Genomic DNA, 16877 nt, shown 5'->3' with positions numbered 1-16877 from the left:
GCTCCTTCGTGTCTGCCGTGCCCGCTGCTCTGCCTGCCGCCGTGTGCCTCCCGCGCTCGGCAGCCGCGCGGCGCGCACTGCTGACCGTGCTGTTCCTCGGCGGCTTCCTGGCGCTGGCCTTCCTCTTCGGAGGGAACGCGCAGGCCGCCACGAACGGCCTTCCGGACCCGTCCGGTTCGCCCGCGCAGCCCGCCAAGGCCGACACCGAAGCGGCCAAGGTGACGAAGGCGGCCGAGTCCGCAGCCCCGTCCGGTACGCACGGGCCGTCCGTCCAGAGCGACGCCGACGGACCGGCGAAGGCCGAGGACCTGAAGCCCGCCGACGCGCCCGACGCGCCGCGGGACCAGCCCGCTCAGCCGCGCACCGTACGGGAGGACGCCTCGGGCGCGGCCGAGGAGACGGGAGTGAAGGGCGAGGAGGCCGTCCGGCACGCGGGCAGCGACCTGGCACGGCACACCGAACGGGTCACCGCACCCGTCGCAGGACACGCCACCGAAGGCACCGACGGCGTCGCGGACGCCGCCGACAAGGCCGGCCTGTCGCGGCTCACCGAAGGACTCGTCAGCCTCGACGGCCTCCGCGGCGAGCTGCCGTACGGCGGCGGCGTGCGTACGGGCGACACCCACGGCGCGTACGGTGCGCAGGACCGTCAGGCGCACGGCGCGGACCGGAACCGGGACGGGTCGGCGCGCGATGCCGTGCACGGCCCCGACAGCCAGGTACCCGACGGCACTTCGGCCTTCACCGCGCTGCCCGACAGCGCGGCGGACGGCCACGCGTCCCTCGCGGACGGCGACAGCCCGTACGGCTCGGACCACCGTGGCCCGCTGCGGTCCCCGCTGCCCCGGATGCCGTCCGCACCCGTCTCCGTCGGCCCCGCGCAGGGCGCCGCGGGCACGGACCAACTCGCCGCGTACGTCAGCGACTCCGAGCGGCACGCACTCCCGCAGCCCGGCGCGCTGCGGCCGGCGGAAGGTACGCCGACGCGCGACCGATCCGCCGAGATCCTCGAATTCCCCGGCTAGGGCAGACCGTCCCCCGTCTGCTGTGACCTGCCGCGCGGGGGCGGGACAGGTCTGCCCGCTTGCCGAAACACCCGGAATTCGAAGGACATCCACCATGCGCAAGAACATCCGTCGTTCCCTCGTCGTCGCGGCCGCCGCCTCCGGCGTCTGGCTGCTCGGCGCCGCCACCGCCAGCGCGGACGAGCAGCCCGCCGTCCCGGGCACCGGCGCCGTCACCGACACCGTCGACGGTGCCCGGAACGTCACCGACCAGCTGCCTGCGGACGCCCCGGACGCGCAGCTGCCGGCCGACGCCCAGCTGCCGTCCGTGCCGTCGGCGCCCTCCACGCCGGAGACGCCCAACCTGCCGACCGTCCCGGACACCACCAGCGACCTCCGGAGCGAGGTCGACGGCCTGCAGGACAGGCTTCCGCGTACCGAGGTCGTCGACAAGGTCGCCGACAAGCCCGTGAAGAAGGTGAAGCCCGTCAAGCGGGCCACCAAGGCCGCCAAGGACGTCCGCAAGGCCGTACGCCAGGCCGTCGACGGCGGCTCGGTCCTCCCCGCGGTGCCCGGCCTCCCCGCCGCCCCGAACGCGCCCACCGTCCCGAACGCCCCGGCCGTCCCGGCGCACCCCTCCGTGCCGGGTACGGACGGACTGCCCGCCGCCCCCGAGGCCCCCGTCGTTCCCTCCGTCCCGGCCGCACCGAACACCGCCGACCTGATCACCGCCATCGGCGGCGCCGGCGTCCGTCCCGACCAGGTGACCACGCTCGTCGAGGGCGCCGGGACAGGGCAGCTGACCGGCACCGTCAAGACCACCCTCGCCACCGCCCAGCCGACCGTGGACCGCGCCTCCGAGTCGCTGCTGCCGCCCCTCGCGCGCCGCACCGTCGCGAAGGTGCTGCCGGTCGCCGAGCAGGCCGTCGCCGACACGGAGGTCGCCACCGACAACGCACTCGCCACCACCACCCCGTTCGCGCACGGCGCCGTCACCGACACCGCCGCGTTCACGCAGAACATCACCGCCGACACCGTGCCGTACGCCTGGACCCTGAGCACGGGCGCCGCGTACGACGTGCGGACGCTCGCGGACAACGCGGTCGCGGGCACGCAGCGCGTGACCGTGGTCCCGGGCGCCGGTGAGCTGACCAACGCCGCCTCCGTCCCGGCCCTGCCGGTGGCCGCGACGCTGCCCGCGCAGTTCTGATCCGGAGCTGAGCCAAGTCCGGTCCGGAGCTGAACCGGACCGGGACCGGACCTGAGCCAAGTCCGGTCCGGAGCAGATCCGGAGAAGATCCGGCGCCGGTCCGGAGAAGATCCGGCGCCGGTTCGGCACCGATCCGGGCGCGGACGCCCAGACCCGTACCGGCGGCTGTAGGCCTGTCGCCGGTACGGCCGCGGGGTGGCCCCTTCCGCAGGGGCCGCCCCGCACCTACCGTCCAGTACCACCACAACCGAACAGCCCCACCGGGACCGCCGGGCCCCTCCGTCCCGGCGGTCCCGGTCGGCCCAACCGTCACAGCACCCCCACCAGTTGGAGCCCTCATGCGTCGTACGAACACCCGCCGCGCCCTCGCCGTCCTCACCGCAGCCACCGGGCTGCTCGTCCTGGGCGCCACCTCCGCGCACGCCGACGGCCGGCCGGGCGCGGCGAGCTCGGCGGATTCCGCCGCGGAGGCCCCCGGCGTCCGCGAGACCCTGCGGGGCGTCATCGAGACCGCTCAGCAGGCCGTGCCCGAGGTGCCCGAGGGCGGTGGCGTCGAGGTGCCCGAGATCGTGCCCGGCGTGCCGAGCGTGGGCATCGTGCCGCTGTCCCTGCCGGGCCTGCCGGTCACCCCGGACCTCACGGAGGTCCCCGGGCTGGCGGAGCTGCCGGCGAACCCGGCGGACGTACCGGACAAGCTGCCGCTCCCCTGAGCCGTCCGGCCGTCATCTGTGTGCCAGTTGTGAGCCGTCTCACCGCGCCGTTGTGAGCTGGAATTCATGAAGCACTCACGGGCAGGGCTAACCTGCAAGGCGGACATGCCGCGCGCCCTCAGGTGAAGCCGCGGCCTCGCGGCACGCCCACGCTGACAACGAACCGCGATACCACAACTAAGGGGACGTACGCGCGTGGACCTGTTCGAGTACCAGGCGAGGGACATCTTCGCCAAGCATGACGTACCGGTACTGGCCGGTGAAGTCATCGACACGCCTGAGGCGGCGCGTGAGGTGACCGAGCGACTCGGCGGTCGCGCGGTTGTCAAGGCGCAGGTCAAGACCGGCGGCCGGGGCAAGGCGGGCGGCGTGAAGCTGGCCTCCGACCCGGCCGACGCCGTGGAGAAGGCGGGCCGGATCCTGGGCATGGACATCAAGGGCCACACGGTCCACCAGGTGATGCTCGCCCAGACCGCCGACATCGCCGAGGAGTACTACGTCTCCTTCCTGCTCGACCGCACGAACCGCACCTTCCTGGCCATGGCCTCGGTCGAGGGCGGCGTGGAGATCGAGGAGGTCGCGGCGACCAAGCCGGAGGCCCTCGCCAAGATCCCCGTTGACGCCATCGAGGGTGTGACGGAGGAGAAGGCGCGCGAGATCGTCGCCGCCGCCAAGTTCCCCGCGGAGCTCACCGACCAGGTGGTGAACGTCCTGCAGAAGCTGTGGGACGTGTTCATCAAGGAGGACGCCCTCCTCGTCGAGGTGAACCCGCTGGTGCTGACTCGTTCCAGCGATGGGGCCGGCGACGGCAAGGTCATCGCGCTGGACGGCAAGGTGTCCCTGGACGAGAACGCCGAGTTCCGCCAGCCGGACCACGCGGCCCTGGAGGACAAGGCGGCGGCCAACCCGCTCGAGGCCGCCGCCAAGGCCAAGGGGCTGAACTACGTCAAGCTCGACGGCCAGGTCGGCATCATCGGCAACGGCGCGGGCCTGGTCATGTCCACCCTCGACGTCGTCGCGTACGCCGGTGAGGCGCACCGGAACGTCAAGCCGGCCAACTTCCTGGACATCGGCGGCGGCGCCTCCGCCGAGGTGATGGCCAACGGCCTGGAGATCATCCTCGGCGACCCGGACGTCAAGTCCGTCTTCGTCAACGTCTTCGGCGGCATCACGGCCTGCGACGCGGTCGCCAACGGCATCGTGCAGGCCCTGGAGCTGCTCAAGTCCCGGGGCGAGGACGTCACCAAGCCCCTGGTCGTACGCCTCGACGGCAACAACTCGGAGCTGGGCCGCAAGATCCTCACCGACGCCGACCACCCGCTCGTACAGCAGGTGGACACGATGGACGGCGCGGCGGACCGCGCTGCCGAGCTGGCCGCGCAGTAGCTTCCGGCGCATCTCCGAACAACCCACAAGTGGGACTGACACGAGGGACCAGGACACCAACACCCATGGCTATCTTCCTCACCAAGGAAAGCAAGGTCATCGTCCAGGGGATGACCGGCTCCGAGGGCCAGAAGCACACGAAGCGCATGCTGGCCTCGGGCTCGAACATCGTCGGCGGTGTGAACCCCCGCAAGGCGGGCACGACCGTCGACTTCGACGGCACCGACGTGCCGGTATTCGGCAGCGTCGCGGAGGCCATGGAGGCCACCGGCGCGGACGTGACCGTCATCTTCGTACCGGAGAAGTTCACCAAGAGCGCGGTCGTCGAGGCCATCGACGCCGAGATCCCGCTCTGCGTGGTGATCACCGAGGGCATCGCGGTGCACGATTCCGCCGCCTTCTGGGCGTACGCCGAGCAGAAGGGCGGCAAGACGCGCATCGTCGGCCCCAACTGCCCCGGCCTGATCACCCCCGGCCAGTCCAACGCGGGCATCATCCCGTCGGACATCACCAAGCCCGGCCGGATCGGGCTGGTCTCGAAGTCGGGCACGCTGACGTACCAGATGATGTACGAGCTGCGTGACATCGGCTTCTCGACCTGCGTCGGCATCGGCGGCGACCCGGTGATCGGCACCACCCACATCGACGCGCTGCGTGCCTTCGAGGCCGACGCCTACACCGACCTGATCGTGATGATCGGCGAGATCGGCGGCGACGCGGAGGAGCGGGCGGCGGACTTCATCAAGGACAACGTGAAGAAGCCGGTCGTCGGTTACGTCGCGGGCTTCACCGCTCCCGAGGGCAAGACGATGGGCCACGCCGGCGCGATCGTCTCCGGCTCCTCCGGCACGGCGCAGGCGAAGAAGGAGGCCCTCGAGGCCGCGGGCGTGAAGGTCGGCAAGACCCCGTCCGAGACCGCACGGCTCGCGCGCGAGCTGCTGGTCGGCTGACGCGGCACTCCGGGTGTACGGGCCCGCGCCCCCTCTGGGGGGTGCGGGCCCGTCAGCGTGTGGTGGCCGCTGCGCCGTCAGGGCCGTGCTGCGCCGTCAGGGCCGTGCTGCGCCGTCAGGGCCGTGCTGTGCCTTCAGCGCTGTGCTGTGTCTTCGGGCCGTCCGGCGGGCTCCGACTGACCGGTGCGGTCCGGGCGTCCGGGCCGGCCCGTGGGCCGTACGGGCTCCGGGCCGTGCTCGCCGAGCCGCATCCGGTGGTTGCGTGAGCGCAGCTCCGGCAGGTACGCGCCGCCCGTCTGCCGCCCGAAGCCGGGCAGGCCCGGAGAGGCGGGCGCGTGCTGCTCCGGCGGCGCGCCGCCGCGTCCCTCGCACGTCACCCACGACACCGCCGTGGCCGCCGCGACGAGCGCGGTCAGCCCGACGGCGGCACGCGTGCGCCGCCGCGTCGTCTGCTCGCTGCAGCTCCGTACGAGCCGGGGCGGCGGTGTGCGTACGGGCTGTGCGGCGGCCAGCAGCCGCAGCCGCTCGCGGATGAGTACGGGCCGCCGCTCCTCGGGCGCCTGCCGCAGCTCCGGGACCGTCTCGCCGAGGGCCTCGCGGGCATGCCCGATACGGGCGGAGGCGGCGGCGGTGCTCGCCTCCGCCTCGATCGCCGTCTCCTCGACGCTGAGCCCCAGCCCGTCGTGCAGCAGCAGCGCCCGGCGGTACGAGCGCGGCAGCCGCATCAGGCCGTCCAGCATCGCGCGGTCGCCGGGCGGCCCGGGGTGCGCGCGGGTGGCGCGGCAGCCGGGGTGCAGCTGGTGCCAGGGGGACAGCGCGTACTCGTACGCCGCCGCCCGCACCCAGCCCACCGGGTCCGGGTCGGCCGCGACCTCGGGCCAGCGCTCCCAGGCGAGGTGGAACGCGTGGGCCACGGCGTGCTCGGCGATGCGGCGGTGGGCGCAGAGCAGGTACGCCTGCCGGGTCAGGGCGGGGGCGTGGCGGGCGTAGAGGGCGTCGAAGGCCGGGGCCGGCGGGTCTTCCGGGGGCTCGCCGTCGGCCGCCGCAGGCTCGGCCCCGGCCTCGGCCTGTGTCTCGGCCTCTGTCTCTGGTTGAGCCGTCGGCTCCGCCGCTGCCTCCGACTCCGCCTGCGCGCGCGACCTGGCCGTCATGCTCGCCTCCGCACCGTGACCCGCCATGAATCTGGAACCGCCGACCGTATTGTGTGAAAAGTTACACACCATCTCTTTCAGCGACACCACGACATTCATCCTGCTAACTGGCGAAACTCACCGTTGTTGGCAGCATGACCGGGTGCCGAACTCCACGTACCCCAGCCCGACACCCCACCTGGACGGCCCAGCCGCCCCCCGGCACCGGCCACCGGTCGGGGCCTGGCTGGCGGGCGGAGTGGTCGCCGCCGCGCTCGGGCTCGGCGTGTTCGCCGTCGCCGTACTGCTGCTGTGGATCAGCACCCCGTACCCCGGTGACGGGCCGGGCGGCGCCCTGCACATCGCCGCCGACCTGTGGCTGGCCGCGCACGGCGCGGACCTCGTACGGGACCGGACGCTGGCCGGCGGTACGGCGCCGATGGAGATCACGCCGCTGCTGTTCAGCGCGCTTCCGGCCTGGCTGCTGTACCGCGCGGGGCGGCATGCCCTGGAGGACGGAGGGCTGTATGGCGACGTGGAGGACGAAGACCCGTCGGAAGGCCCGTACGGAGGCCCGTACGGAGGCCCGTACGGAGGCCCGTACGGAGGCCCGTACGAAGGGGAGGCGCCCGCGGAGGCCGACCCGGTGCACGCCCTCGGCTGGCTGGTGGCCGGCTACCTGCTGGTCGCCGGCGTCGCCGTCGCCTACACCGCGAACGGCCCCCTCCGCGTCGACATCCTGAGCGCCGCCGTCTGCCTGCCGCTGTTCACCGCCGCGGTGGCGGCGTGCGCCGGGCGGTTCGCGCCCGGGCGGTCCGCGTTCCCCGCCCCGCGTACGCTGCGGCGCCTGCTGGCGGCGGAACGCGTACCCGCCTCCCTACGGCGTGCCGTGACCAGCCCGCACCTGCCCGGCGTCCTGCGGGCGGCCCGCGCCGCGGTCGTACTGCTGCTCGCCGGGGGCGCGTTGCTGACCCTGCTGGCGCTGATGTGCCACGCGGGCGCCGTCTGGCGCGCCTTCCCGCAGCTCACCGGCGCCGTGGCGGGGAACGCCGCGGTGCTGCTGCTCACCGTCGCGCTGCTGCCGAACGCCGTGGTGTGGGCCACGTCGTACGGGCTCGGCCCCGGCTTCGCGCTGGGCACCGGCAGCGCCGTGGGGCCGCTCGCCACCGACTACCCGCAGTTGCCGCACTTTCCGCTGCTCGCCGCCCTGCCCGCCGAGGGCACCGGGGCGACGCCGCTGACCTGGGCGCTGGGCGCGCTGCCGGCCGCCGCGGGGCTGACGATGGGATGGCGTGTGGCCCGTACGGCGGCGCCCGTGCGCGGGCGCCGCGACCTCGCGCGCAGCCGCCGCCACACACTGGCGGCGGCCGGGCTGGCGGCGTGCGCGTGCGGTGCCGTGATGGCGCTGCTCGCGGGATTCTCCGGGGGTGCGCTCGGCAACGGCGACCTCGCCCGGTTCGGGCCCAGTTGGTGGCAGACGGGGGCGGCGGCGCTGGGCTGGACGGCGCTGGTGGGCGCGCCGGCCGCGCTGCTCGTACGGGCGTGGCGACTGCGCGGGGGCGCCGCGCCCGTGGCGCCCCCGCCGCCTGCGGGCGCGGGGGCCGTGGCGGCTGTGCCCGCGAGCGGCGGGCTGTCGGTGACCGCGGTGACGGCGGGGGAGCGGGAGGACGCCGAGTGGTACAGCACGGCGTCCCGGCGTACGCGCTGGGCCGCGCTCAAGGCGGCGTCCGGTGGGCTGATGCCGGACTTCGAACCGGTCGGCACGGGCAAGGACACCGGCAGTAGAGCCGGAACCGGAACCGGGGAGGACGCCGAGGCCGTCGACGGGCACGAGCCGGACCCGCACGCCCAGGGCCCGCACGCCCAGGACCCGTACGAGCCGCTCCCCGACACCCCGCCGCCGCCCGGCGACGGCCCGCGCCCGGGGCCGTACGACCGCACCTGAATGGGGGGCCGCGCCTACTCGCAGGGCTCAGCCCTGGTTCTCCAGGATGGGGCGGATGCCGTCCGGCACCAGGTCGTCGCACTGCTGGCGGGAGGCCTGGGTGAGGGAGTCGTTCTTGCAGTTGTAGTAGTCGCTGTAGATCAGCTGCAGGCTGAAGGTGCCCGCCACGATCACGAGCGCGAGCCCGCCGGTCACGAGGCCGCTGATCGCCGCGCTCGTACGGGCCTTGGCCGCCTGTGCCGGGGTGACGCTGATCGGGATGGGCGGCGCGCCGCCCTGAGCGCCGCCGCCCTGGGTGCCGCTGTCCGCCGGGCGGTCGGTGCCCGCGACGTCCTCGGCGGATGCCCTGGTGCCGCCGCGCGAGCCCGAACCGCGCCGGGTCCCGGGGGGTTTGGCGCGCAGGCCGCTGATGCCCCAGTACACGGAGAGGGCGCCGAGCAGCAGCGCGATCTCCGAGAGGCTGAACAGCGCGAAGAAGAGGCCCCAGATCCCGGTGTGCAGCGAGTACCGCGCGTGCCGCTGGTACGGGTCGGTGGGGTCCCAACGCATGCCGCGGTTCTTGCCGTTGCCGTTGCCGCCGTTCCCGTTCCCGTTCCCGTTTCCGCCCGGGCCCTGTCCGGGGCCGCCCGGCCCCTGCTGGCCCGTGCCGCCGAAGCCGCCGCTCTGCCGGCCGGGCTGGCGGGGGCTCCACTTGCTGCCCCAGCGGGACGGCCGGCCGCCTTCGTCGCCGTTCCCGTCGCGGCCGTTCCCGTTGCCGTTCCGGCCGCCGCCGTCCTGACCGCCGTTTCCGCCGCCGTCCCCGTTTCCGCCGTTGTCGGGGGAGCCCGCCGGACGGCGCGGCTGCCAGGGCCGGTCCGGTTGGTCCTCGGGCGGCGGCGCGAAGGGGTTGTCCTCTTGAGAGGGCTCGGCATGGGCCGCGCGGCGGCGTCGGTCGGTCATGTGGAGTGTGTCTTCCCCTTGCTCTTTCCGCATCGGGTACGCATACGTATGCCCGACGCTACCTTCCGCTTCCGCCCCCGTCCCGTGGGGGGCCATGCGAGTGCCGGTATCGTTGCCGACGGTCGGCGGCTTCGTAGAGTTCCCCGGAATTGCCAGTTCCACAAGCTTGTACGACCGCACAATCCCGTCTCGCCAGAAAGAGCACCGTTGTGGCCGTGCCCGCTTCCCGCCCCGCCCGCCTCGTCGTGCTCGTGTCCGGCGCGGGCACCAACCTGCAGGCGCTGCTGGACACCATCGCCGTGCAGCACGTCGTCGGCTATGGCGCCGAGATCGTCGCCGTCGGCGCCGACCGGCACGGCACCGAGGGCCTGGAGCGTGCGAAGCGGTCCGGCATCCCGACCTACGTGTGCCGGGTCGAGGACCACGCCTCCCGCGCGGAGTGGGACGCGGCGCTGACCGCCGCGACCGCCGCGTACGAGCCGGACCTGGTGATCTCGGCGGGGTTCATGAAGATCGTGGGCAAGGAGTTCCTCGGCCGCTTCGGGGGGCGTTTCATCAACACGCACCCCGCGCTGCTGCCGAGTTTCCCCGGCACACACGGCGTACGCGACGCGCTCGAGTACGGCGTCAAGATGACCGGATGCACCGTCCACTTCGTCGACGAGGGCGTCGACACCGGCCCGATCATCGCCCAGGGCGTGGTCGAGGTGCGGGACGAGGACGACGAAACCGCTCTGCACGAGCGGATCAAGGAAGTCGAGCGACGGCTGCTCGTCGAGGTCGTCGGGCGCCTGGCGCGTGACGGCTACCGCATTGAGGGACGAAAGGTATTGATCCCGTGACCGCCGAAGGTACGAAGCGGCCCATCCGCCGCGCGCTGATCAGCGTCTACGACAAGGCCGGGCTGGAGGAGCTCGCCCGGGGACTGCACGAAGCGGGGGTGGAGCTCGTATCCACCGGTTCGACGGCCAAGCGGATCGCGGGCGCCGGGGTCCCGGTCACGGGCGTCGAGGAGCTCACCGGCTTCCCCGAGTGCCTGGACGGGCGGGTCAAGACGCTCCATCCGCGCGTGCACGCGGGCATCCTGGCCGACCAGCGGCTGGAGAGCCACCGGCGGCAGCTGAGCGAGCTGGGCGTGGAGCCGTTCGAGCTGGTGATCGTGAACCTGTACCCGTTCCGGGAGACCGTCGCCTCGGGCGCCGCTCCGGACGAGTGCGTGGAGCAGATCGACATCGGCGGGCCCTCGATGGTGCGCGCGGCGGCGAAGAACCACCCGTCGGTCGCCGTCGTCGTCAACCCCGAGCGCTACGGCGACGTGCTGACCGCGGCGAACGGCGGCGGCTTCGAGCTGGACGAGCGCAAGCGGCTGGCCGCAGAAGCGTTCCAGCACACGGCGGCGTACGACCTCACCGTCGCCACCTGGTTCGCGCTCGACTACGCCGCCGTCGACGACTCGGCCTTCCCCGACTTCCTCGGCTCCGCCTACCAGCGCGCCGACGTGCTCCGCTACGGCGAGAACCCGCACCAGCCCGCCGCGCTCTACGCCACCGGCAACGGCGGTCTGGCCGAGGCCGAGCAACTGCACGGCAAGGCCATGTCGTTCAACAACTACACCGACACCGAGGCGGCCCGCCGGGCGGCGTACGACCACGACGAGCCCTGCGTCGCGATCATCAAGCACGCCAACCCCTGCGGCATCGCGGTCGGTTCGGATGTCGCCGAAGCGCACCGCAAGGCGCACGAGTGCGACCCGCTGTCCGCGTACGGCGGTGTGATCGCCGTCAACCGGCCGGTATCCGCCGCGATGGCGGAGCAGGTCGCCGACATCTTCACCGAGGTGATCGTCGCGCCCGGGTACGAGGACGGCGCGGTCGAGGTGCTCAGCCGGAAGAAGAACATCCGCGTGCTGCGCTGCCCCGAGGCGCCCTCCGACCCGGTCGAGATCAAGCCCATCGACGGCGGCGCGCTGCTCCAGGCCACCGACCGGCTGCAGGCCGACGGCGACGACCCGGGCAGCTGGACGCTCGCGGCGGGCGCCGAACTCTCGGGCGCGGAGCTGGCGGAGCTGGCGTTCGCGTGGCGCTCGTGCCGCGCGGTGAAGTCGAACGCGATCCTGCTCGCGAAGAACGGCGCGACCGTCGGCGTGGGCATGGGCCAGGTCAACCGCGTCGACTCGGCGAAGCTCGCGGTGCAGCGCGCGGGCGAGGAGCGCGCGGCGGGCTCGTACGCCGCGTCCGACGCGTTCTTCCCGTTCCCCGACGGGCTGCAGGTGCTGACGGCGGCGGGCGTCACGGCCGTGGTCCAGCCGGGCGGGTCGGTGCGCGACGAGGCCGTGATCGAGGCGGCGAAGGCGGCGGGCGTCACGATGTACTTCACCGGGACGCGGCACTTCTTCCACTGATTCCACTGAGACGGGTGCGTACGGGCGCGTGCGTGCAGGCGCGCTCGTACGCTGCCGGCGGCCGCCGTCCCGGGCGGCCGCCGTCAGTGGCGGGGCCGGTTGAACCAGGCGCCCGCCTGGCGGTTGGAGCAGAAGACGATCGTCACGATCGCGGTGGCCGCCCAGATCATCATGAGCGCGGGGTTCTGCGTCCGGGTGCCGTACGTCTGGGCCATGGAGCCCAGGAACCCGAGCGCGGGCAGCACGGTGTTCACCGACGCCGCGACGATCGCGGTGACCCGGGTGCCCTGGCCGCCGTGCCCGAACTGCGTGGCGGGGACTATGTGCAGCGCGGACATGCCGCCGAAGATCACGAACCCGACGAGCGCGATGATCAGCGCGCCCCCGGTGCCGTTCGCGCCGAGGTCGTCCGCCATGTCGTCCACCGCGAGCCCCGCGATGATGAAGGCCACGGCGACCAGCCCCCACAGCGACCCTGCGACGAACAGCATCACGCGCGCCGCGACCACCTGGCCGGGCATCTCGTACGGCACCCACGGTGCGCCCGGGTACGGCGCCTGCGGATAGCCGTAGCCGGGCGGCATGCCCGGCTGCATGCCGGGCGGTGGCTGCTGCCCGTAGCCGTACGGGGGCGGGGCCTGCTGGCCGTACGGGGGCGGGGTCTGCCCGTACGGCGGCGGGCCGTACGGGCCGCTCGCGTAGGGGTTGTTGGGGTCGGGCGGATTGCTCATGGCGAGTCCCTCCGGCGAGGTCGGCACCGGCGTCGGCACAGCGCGGGGCCGTGCCGCCATGGTCTCGCGGCACGGCCCCGGGCTGTGTGCGTTCCGGTCACCGTTCGGTGACAACCGGTCACTTCTTGATGACGACGGTTCCCGCGGCGCGGTCGTGCCAGCCCTGGAGCTTCCCGCTGTTGTCGAAGAACGGCGACAGATAGACCAGCACGGCGCCGATGTAGCAGAGGAAGGCACCGACGATCGGGATGATGTAGCGGATGAACCCGCCGCCCACGCCCGGCAGTTGGCCGTCCGTCTCGCGCACGACGCGCAGGCCCAGGGCGAGCTTGCCGAAGGTGCCGCCCATGAGGGCGATCATCAGCCACTCGTAGAGCAGCATGAACACGCCGATGGCGGCCATCATGACCAGCATCGTGCCGAGCGCGCCCATGCCCGCGTCGGTGGCGTCGTTGATGCAGTTGTTGTACTCCGGGGTGCCGTAGGTCTTGCTGCTGCAGTCGTCGGCCTCCTCGGCGATGCCGAGTGCGCCCGCCAGCCCGACGGCCATCGCGATGCCGATGATCGCGCCGGTGATGAGGCCGTCGATCAGCCGCGCGAGGAAGCGCTGGCCCATCGTGGCGAGTTGGACCGGGCCGAGGTAGGCGATGTTGATGAAGCCGTTGTTGGCCTGCACCGTGCCCGGGGGCATTCCGCCGGGGGGCATCCCGCCCGGGGGCATCCCGCCCTGCGGGTAGCCGTAGGGCTGCTGCTGCGGGTAACCCTGCTGGGGCTGGCCGTAGGGCTGCTGAGGCTGTTGCCCGTACGGGTTGTTCGGGCCTGGCGGCGGTGGATAACTCACGGGCTGTTGCCTCCGAGCGGGAACGTGGGGACGGGTCGGAACGTGACGTCCCGGGGAAGTCCGCCCTCGCAGCCGCGCTGCGCGAGTTGTGTCTGCACGTGTGCCTCCCCCGAACGCCGGATGCCGTTTCGGCCTGGACTCGGTCCACCGGACGCGCCGGGCACGGCACCCGGCCAACCATGCTGCTGGCCGGGGCGCACCGCTGTCCAGCCGCGCTCCGCGAATGTGGCGAATCCGCAACGATCGCCGCAGCACCTGGTTGGAGCCGGACCCCCGGCATCCGCGAGTATGGGTACATGACCGCTCAGATTCTCGATGGCAAGGCCACCGCGGCCGCGATCAAGTCCGAAGTCGCCGCGCGCGTCGACGCACTCAGGGCCGGGGGCGTCACGCCCGGCCTCGGCACGCTGCTCGTCGGAGACGACATCGGCAGCCAGAAGTACGTGGCCGGCAAGCACCGCGACTGCGCGCAGGTCGGCATCGCGTCGATCCAGCGCGAGCTGCCGGGCACGGCGACGCAGGAGGAGATCGAGGCCGTCGTACGGGAGCTGAACGACGACCCGTCCTGCACCGGCTACATCGTCCAGCTCCCGCTGCCCAAGGGCATCGAGGTCAACCGGGTGCTGGAGCTGATGGACCCGGACAAGGACGCCGACGGGCTGCACCCCACGAGCCTCGGCCGGCTCGTCCTGGGCGAGCCGGGACCGCTGCCGTGCACCCCGAACGGCATCATCGAGCTCCTCCGCCGCCACGACGTCGAGATCCGCGGCGCGCACGTGGTCGTCGTCGGGCGCGGCATCACCGTGGGGCGGTCGATCCCGCTGCTGCTCACGCGGCGGTCCGAGAACGCGACGGTGACCCAGTGCCACACCGGCACCCGCGACATGCCCGCACTGCTGCGCCAGGCCGACATCGTGGTGGCCGCGGCGGGCGTACCGCACCTGGTCAAGCCGGAGGACGTGAAGCCGGGTGCGGCCGTGCTGGACGTGGGTGTGAGCCGGGACGAGAACGGCAAGATCGTCGGCGATGTGCACCCGGGCGTCGCCGAGGTCGCGGGCTGGCTCTCGCCGAACCCGGGCGGCGTCGGCCCGATGACGCGCGCACTGCTGCTCCAGAACGTCGTCGAGGCGGCGGAGCGCGGCGGGACAGGGGCGCGGCACTGATGAGCGGCAGCGGAGACGGACGGGCGACGGCGCCGGCGGCGGACGCGCCTGCCGCGGACGGGCCCGCAGCGGAAGCCCCTGCCGCGGACGGGCCCGCAGCGGACGGGGCCCCAGCGCCCGCAGCGCCTTCGGCGGCCCCGGCGCCCGCGCCCGAGGCGCCGAAGTCGCGGCGCTTCCCCACCTTCACCCGGGACACGGCGCGCCCCGAGGGCGGCGGACGGGCGGCCGGCGGCAGCGCCCCCGCGCCGTACCGCCAGTGGCCGCTGCTCGCGGTGTGCGGCGGGGTGCTGGTCGGACTGCTGGTCGTGCTCGCCGAGTTCCGGTCCGGGACGATCATCATCGGCCTGTCCCTGCTCGGCGGCGCCGTACTGCGCTGGGCGATGAGCTCGGTGGGCATGCTCGCGGTCCGCTCGCGGTTCACGGACATGGTGACGTACGGCGTGATGGGCGGCGTGATCACGCTGCTGGCGCTGATGGCGCAGCCCAACCCGGTGATCAGCATCCCGATCCTGGACGACATCGTGCACTTCTCGGTGCGTTAGCCCTCGTACGGGCCTCGTACGGAGGCGGGTCGGGGGGTCGGGGGCGCGCTCTGGTGGCACACTGGGGCTTGTGCGCGTGCGGTCAGTGAACTGAAACGCTCCCGTACGCCCCCCGGTCTGGAACCTCAGTCCTGGCTTTCTGCATCCCCCTGGGTAGCCAGTACGCAGACCCGGTGGGGGATCGGCACCTGGGGGATGAGGGGGAAGACGATGCCTCGCTGGAAGGCGCTACCGGACGGACTGGACCCGCAGATAAGCGAGTTCACCAGTCAACTGCGTCGCCTCGTGGACCGCAGCGGGATGAGTCTTGCGACGATCGCGGACCGGACGGAGTACAGCAAGTCGTCCTGGGAGCGGTACCTCAACGGCCGTCTGCTGCCGCCGCGTGGCGCCGTCCAGGCGCTGGCCGATGTCACGGGCACGGAGGTACGGCATCTCGCGACCATGTGGGAGCTGGCCGAACGGGCCTGGAGCCGCAGTGAGATGCGTCACGACATGACGATGGAGGCCATACAGGTCGCCCAGGCGCGTGCCGCGCTGTCGCCGACCGGCGAGACCCCGGCCAAGGGCTGGAAGTGGGGCATCGGCGGCAAGAATGCCAAGAACCCGGCCCCGGCCGGGCCGCCGCCCGGCGCCGTCGGCACTCCGGCGCCACCGCCCGCCGCGGGCGCTGGAGCCGCCGATTCCGCCCGTGACGCCGGCGCGGCGGGCCCCGTCGGCGCGGCGGGCGCCGCCGCCTCCGCCGCCTCCAGCGCACCGGCAACACCCGCCGCGTCCCCCGCGCCCCCGGCAGACGATCAGACGGCCGTCATGCGCCCCCGTACGCCCCGTACGCCGCGCCCCGACGCGGCCGTCGACCGGGGCACGACGCGGCTGAACAGGCCGTCCCTGCCGGACAGTTCCGCGTCCGCGCCCGCACCGGCGCCCGCACCCAAGCCCGTTGCGGCGCCCGGTCCCGTGGGGAACATCGACCCGCAGTCGTGGGGCACCAGGCGTACGCCCGAGGTGGCCGAGGCGCCGCCTGCGCACGCTTCCGCCGCCCCGCCCGGCACACCGCCGGCACCGCCCTCCGCCGCGCCCCACCCGGCCGCGGGCGTCCCCGGCGGCCACGGCGACACCACCGCGCAGCGCGAGCCCGGTGGCGACGGCGGCGGTCGCGGGCGTCAGCTGCTGATGCTCGCCGCGGGCGTGGTCGCCGCGCTGATCGTCGTCGCGGGCGCGGTGTTCGCCTTCGATCTGACCGGCGGCGACGACTCCGCCGCCCCCGACCCGACGCCGACCGCGGAGAACCCCGACCTGCCCGCCGGAGTGAAGTGTTCCGGGGCGGACTGCAACGGCAAGGACCCGGAGACGATGGGCTGCGGCGGCCAGTACGCCAAGACCGCGGGCTCCCGGAAGGTCGGCCCGCGCACGGTCGAGGTGCGGTACAGCAAGGTGTGCGGCGCGGCTTGGGCCCGGGTGACCGGCGGCGCGAACGGCGACTTGCTGCGGATCTCAGGCGGGAAGCGCACCCAGACCGAGGACGTGGACAGCCCGGACGCGTACACCCCGATGGTCCCGGTGAAGAACGTCCAGCAGGCGCGCGCCTGCGTGAAGCCGGCCGCGGGCGCCCGCGGTTGCGCGCGGGGCACGGCCACGGCCCCCGCGCCCTGACCTGACCCGCCGGCGCGTACGGAAAGCCGTAAGGCAGTAGCCCGTCGCGCCCTATGGAAAACCGCCCGAACCGCTCGCGCGCGAGCGCGCATGCCCGCGCGGAAAGCGGGCAGGCGTACGTCAGCCCCCCACGGGTGAGCCAACACGCACCGGCAGCCGCCCGCCGCCCCCCTCCTTGAGCGGGCGGCTGCCCACGGTTCGGGGGCGTCCGATAGCCTGACGGCAGCTCTCTTGACGTAGAGAGATCTCTGGAACAACGCAGGGAACGTCTC

The 16877-nt window shown here is 73.5% G+C and carries 15 protein-coding genes; 11 read left to right on the top strand and 4 right to left on the bottom strand.

Going from position 1 to position 16877, the window contains the following annotated elements:
• Window positions 1–17: 17 nt before the first annotated feature.
• From DVA86_RS09975 to sucD, 5 genes are all read left to right on the top strand, one after another.
• Window positions 18–1025: a hypothetical protein gene (locus DVA86_RS09975; RefSeq protein WP_208877497.1), complete on the top strand. Its 1008-nt coding sequence runs from the start codon at window positions 18–20 to the stop codon at window positions 1023–1025.
• A 94-nt stretch (window positions 1026–1119) separates the two neighbouring features.
• Window positions 1120–2214 carry a hypothetical protein gene (locus DVA86_RS09970; protein WP_208877496.1) on the top strand — a complete coding sequence of 365 codons (1095 nt, stop codon included), beginning with the start codon at window positions 1120–1122 and terminating at the stop codon, window positions 2212–2214.
• Window positions 2215–2552: 338 nt separating this feature from the next.
• Window positions 2553–2924: a hypothetical protein gene (locus tag DVA86_RS09965; protein ID WP_208877495.1), complete on the top strand. Its 372-nt coding sequence runs from the start codon at window positions 2553–2555 to the stop codon at window positions 2922–2924.
• 195 nt (window positions 2925–3119) lie between these two features.
• Window positions 3120–4310, top strand: coding sequence for an ADP-forming succinate--CoA ligase subunit beta (sucC, locus tag DVA86_RS09960; RefSeq protein ID WP_208877494.1), 1191 nt, complete (start codon window positions 3120–3122; stop codon window positions 4308–4310).
• Between the two features lie 65 nt (window positions 4311–4375).
• The gene (gene sucD / locus DVA86_RS09955) at window positions 4376–5260 is read left to right on the top strand and encodes a succinate--CoA ligase subunit alpha (protein WP_208877492.1); all 885 of its coding nucleotides are present in this window, start codon (window positions 4376–4378) and stop codon (window positions 5258–5260) included.
• Between the two features lie 134 nt (window positions 5261–5394).
• Here sucD and DVA86_RS09950 read toward each other — a convergent pair whose 3' ends face one another.
• Window positions 5395–6411, bottom strand: coding sequence for an RNA polymerase sigma factor (locus tag DVA86_RS09950; RefSeq protein ID WP_208877490.1), 1017 nt, complete (start codon window positions 6409–6411; stop codon window positions 5395–5397).
• 142 nt (window positions 6412–6553) lie between these two features.
• Between DVA86_RS09950 and DVA86_RS09945 the strand changes: the two genes are divergently transcribed.
• Window positions 6554–8335 (top strand): cell division protein PerM, encoded by a 1782-nt coding sequence (locus DVA86_RS09945; protein ID WP_208877488.1) that lies wholly within the window; start codon window positions 6554–6556, stop codon window positions 8333–8335.
• A 27-nt stretch (window positions 8336–8362) separates the two neighbouring features.
• Here DVA86_RS09945 and DVA86_RS09940 read toward each other — a convergent pair whose 3' ends face one another.
• Window positions 8363–9274: a hypothetical protein gene (locus tag DVA86_RS09940; RefSeq protein WP_208877487.1), complete on the bottom strand. Its 912-nt coding sequence runs from the start codon at window positions 9272–9274 to the stop codon at window positions 8363–8365.
• Between the two features lie 215 nt (window positions 9275–9489).
• Here DVA86_RS09940 and purN point away from each other — a divergent pair, with 215 nt between their 5' ends.
• Both purN and purH read left to right on the top strand, forming a co-directional pair.
• Window positions 9490–10116 (top strand): phosphoribosylglycinamide formyltransferase, encoded by a 627-nt coding sequence (gene purN, locus DVA86_RS09935; RefSeq protein WP_425470798.1) that lies wholly within the window; start codon window positions 9490–9492, stop codon window positions 10114–10116.
• Entirely contained in the window at window positions 10113–11675 is a 1563-nt protein-coding gene (gene purH / locus DVA86_RS09930; protein WP_208877483.1) for a bifunctional phosphoribosylaminoimidazolecarboxamide formyltransferase/IMP cyclohydrolase, read from the top strand. The genes purN and purH overlap by 4 nt, the downstream gene beginning before the upstream one ends.
• A gap of 83 nt (window positions 11676–11758) precedes the next feature.
• Here the strand turns inward: purH and DVA86_RS09925 are convergent, their stop codons facing one another.
• Together DVA86_RS09925 and DVA86_RS09920 are read right to left on the bottom strand one after the other, a co-directional pair.
• On the bottom strand, window positions 11759–12406 hold the full coding sequence (locus DVA86_RS09925; protein WP_208877481.1) for a hypothetical protein: 648 nt from the start codon (window positions 12404–12406) through the stop codon (window positions 11759–11761).
• 118 nt (window positions 12407–12524) lie between these two features.
• Complete coding sequence (locus DVA86_RS09920) at window positions 12525–13247, bottom strand: RDD family protein (RefSeq protein ID WP_208877480.1); 723 nt, start codon at window positions 13245–13247, stop codon at window positions 12525–12527.
• Window positions 13248–13543: 296 nt separating this feature from the next.
• Between DVA86_RS09920 and DVA86_RS09915 the strand changes: the two genes are divergently transcribed.
• The 3 genes from DVA86_RS09915 (at window position 13544) to DVA86_RS09905 (ending at window position 16605) form a co-directional block, all read left to right on the top strand.
• Window positions 13544–14410 carry a bifunctional methylenetetrahydrofolate dehydrogenase/methenyltetrahydrofolate cyclohydrolase gene (locus tag DVA86_RS09915; RefSeq protein ID WP_208877478.1) on the top strand — a complete coding sequence of 289 codons (867 nt, stop codon included), beginning with the start codon at window positions 13544–13546 and terminating at the stop codon, window positions 14408–14410.
• Window positions 14410–14952, top strand: coding sequence for a DUF3017 domain-containing protein (locus DVA86_RS09910; protein WP_208877476.1), 543 nt, complete (start codon window positions 14410–14412; stop codon window positions 14950–14952). The genes DVA86_RS09915 and DVA86_RS09910 overlap by 1 nt, the downstream gene beginning before the upstream one ends.
• Before the next feature lie 210 nt (window positions 14953–15162).
• Window positions 15163–16605, top strand: a complete 1443-nt coding sequence (locus tag DVA86_RS09905) for a helix-turn-helix domain-containing protein (RefSeq protein ID WP_208877474.1) — start codon at window positions 15163–15165, stop codon at window positions 16603–16605.
• The last annotated feature ends 272 nt before the right edge of the window (window positions 16606–16877 follow it).

The sequence above is a fragment of the Streptomyces armeniacus genome, from assembly GCF_003355155.1.
Lineage (GTDB): Bacteria > Actinomycetota > Actinomycetes > Streptomycetales > Streptomycetaceae > Streptomyces > Streptomyces armeniacus.
Note: the sequence above shows the minus strand (reverse complement) of the source record. Positions and strands in the feature narration are given on the sequence as shown.

What these genes read in the sequence shown, in the direction of transcription:
- DVA86_RS09970 (WP_208877496.1), top strand. Translation starts at nt 1,120, where the DNA reads ATGCGCAAGAACATCCGTCGTTCCCTCGTCGTCGCGGCCGCCGCCTCC.
- DVA86_RS09965 (WP_208877495.1), top strand. Translation starts at nt 2,553, where the DNA reads ATGCGTCGTACGAACACCCGCCGCGCCCTCGCCGTCCTCACCGCAGCC.
- sucD (WP_208877492.1), top strand. Translation starts at nt 4,376, where the DNA reads ATGGCTATCTTCCTCACCAAGGAAAGCAAGGTCATCGTCCAGGGGATG.
- DVA86_RS09950 (WP_208877490.1), bottom strand. Translation starts at nt 6,411, where the DNA reads ATGACGGCCAGGTCGCGCGCGCAGGCGGAGTCGGAGGCAGCGGCGGAG.
- DVA86_RS09940 (WP_208877487.1), bottom strand. Translation starts at nt 9,274, where the DNA reads ATGACCGACCGACGCCGCCGCGCGGCCCATGCCGAGCCCTCTCAAGAG.
- DVA86_RS09925 (WP_208877481.1), bottom strand. Translation starts at nt 12,406, where the DNA reads ATGAGCAATCCGCCCGACCCCAACAACCCCTACGCGAGCGGCCCGTAC.
- DVA86_RS09915 (WP_208877478.1), top strand. Translation starts at nt 13,544, where the DNA reads ATGACCGCTCAGATTCTCGATGGCAAGGCCACCGCGGCCGCGATCAAG.
- DVA86_RS09910 (WP_208877476.1), top strand. Translation starts at nt 14,410, where the DNA reads ATGAGCGGCAGCGGAGACGGACGGGCGACGGCGCCGGCGGCGGACGCG.
- DVA86_RS09905 (WP_208877474.1), top strand. Translation starts at nt 15,163, where the DNA reads ATGCCTCGCTGGAAGGCGCTACCGGACGGACTGGACCCGCAGATAAGC.